Origin of the sequence: Bradyrhizobium sp., from assembly GCF_016462955.1 — a bacterium.
Lineage (GTDB): Bacteria > Pseudomonadota > Alphaproteobacteria > Rhizobiales > Xanthobacteraceae > Bradyrhizobium.
Genome location: NZ_JAEMSD010000851.1, coordinates 1 through 1,725, shown reverse-complemented (window position 1 = coordinate 1,725; position 1,725 = coordinate 1). Strand labels below are relative to the sequence as shown.

The 1,725-nt window shown below is 66.7% G+C and carries 2 protein-coding genes; one reads left to right on the top strand and one right to left on the bottom strand.

Annotation, left to right across the window (positions count from 1 at the left end; genetic code table 11):
* A partial coding sequence (locus tag JHD07_RS39170; RefSeq protein ID WP_291631952.1) for a hypothetical protein occupies nucleotides 1-230 on the bottom strand: 230 nt, incomplete at its 3' end.
* Nucleotides 231-254: 24 nt separating this feature from the next.
* Between JHD07_RS39170 and JHD07_RS39165 the strand changes: the two genes are divergently transcribed.
* The coding region (locus JHD07_RS39165; protein ID WP_291631954.1) for a sigma 54-interacting transcriptional regulator at nucleotides 255-1,725 on the top strand (1,471 nt) is incomplete at its 3' end.

Here is a 1,725-nt window from a genome sequence, read left to right as displayed (position 1 = left end):
TGCTCTGCTGCCGAGCGGTGCTGGCCACAGGCGCAGCCGGCTTGAAGCTTGCGATCGGAATCAAACGGATTGTCGAACGTGGACATCGGCCCTCCTGCGCGTCGTTGCAGGAGCAATGACGCAAGGAGCATGCCACACCCTGCCTGCCGGCCACGGCGTTGATGACGCAGCACTTTCGTCAACGCTTGGCCACTACGAAAACTCGTGATACACGAAATTTCGTAGCTCAATGACGAGATCTCGTAATGGCGATGATGCCAATGACGTTCCCCGATGAGGTGGCGACTGCCGACCCCCGCGTCGCAGCGTTTGAAGCCTCAGTCGAGGCGACCCTGCTGATCGATCCCTTCGGCGACCAGATCGTCGATGCCAATCCCGCCGCCTGCACCCTGCTCGGCTACGACCGAGCCCTGCTGCGGCAGACCAGGGCGAGCACCCTGCATGCCGGCGAGCTGCCGGCCCTCACCGTCTTCACCCAGGCCGTGCTGCACAAGGGCGCCTATTGGACCACGGCGCTCAATCCTCGCCATGCGACCGGACAGGCTCTCCGGCTGGAATATGCCGGCTGCCTGCTGCCGCATGACGGCCGCTCGCTGCTGCTGCTCACGCTGACCGATCTCGAAGCGCGCCGGCGCCGCAATGTCGACGCCGCTGCCGAGGACCATATGCGCGGCGGCATCGCCACCTGGCAGCGGGTCGAGCGCGTGTTCCAGGACATCGAGCGCGAGAACCAGCTGATCCTGCGCGCCGCCGGCGAAGGCATCTATGGCGTGAACGCGGAAGGCAAGACCACCTTCGTGAACCCCGCGGCCGAACGCATGCTCGGCTGGACCGCCGAGGAACTGGTGGGCAAGGAAATCCACCCGATCGTGCACCACACCCACCACGACGGCCGCCACTATCCCGATCACGACTGCCCGATCTATGCGGCGTTCCGCGACGGCGCCGTGCACCAGGTCGACGGCGAGGTGTTCTGGCGCAAGGACGGCTCGCCAGCCTGGGTCGAATACACCTCGACGCCGATCCGCGACCGCGGCATCGTGGTCGGCGCGGTCGTCGTATTCCGCGACGTCAGCCAGCGCCGCGAGGCCGACGAGAAGCTGCACGCGGCCCTTGCCGAGGTCGACCGGCTGCGCGAGCGGCTGGAGCTGGAGAACGCCTATCTCCAGGAGGAGATCCGCATCGAGACCAATCCCCGCGGCATCATCGGCGGAAGCGAAGCGATCCAGAAGACGCTCCGCCAGGTCAAGCTGGTGGCCCCGACCACCGCGGCGGTGATGATCACCGGCGAATCCGGCACCGGCAAGGAGCTGATCGCGCGCGCCATCCACGAGGACTCCACCCGCAGCGACCGGCCGCTGATCCGCGTCAACTGCGCCGCGATCCCGCGCGAATTGTTCGAGAGCGAATTCTTCGGCCATGTCCGCGGCGCCTTCACCGGTGCAATGCGCGACCGCATCGGCCGCTTCGAGCTCGCCGACGGCGGCACGCTGTTCCTCGACGAGGTCGGCGAGATCCCGCTCGAACTGCAAGGCAAGCTGCTGCGCGTCTTGCAGGAAGGCAATTTCGAGCGCGTCGGCGAGGAGCGCACCCGCGCGGTCGACGTCCGCGTCATCGCCGCGACCAACCGCGACCTCAAGCAGGAGGTGCAGCGCGGACGTTTTCGCGAGGACCTCTATTTCCGCCTCAACGTCTTCCCGATCGAGACCGTGCCCTTGCGCGAAC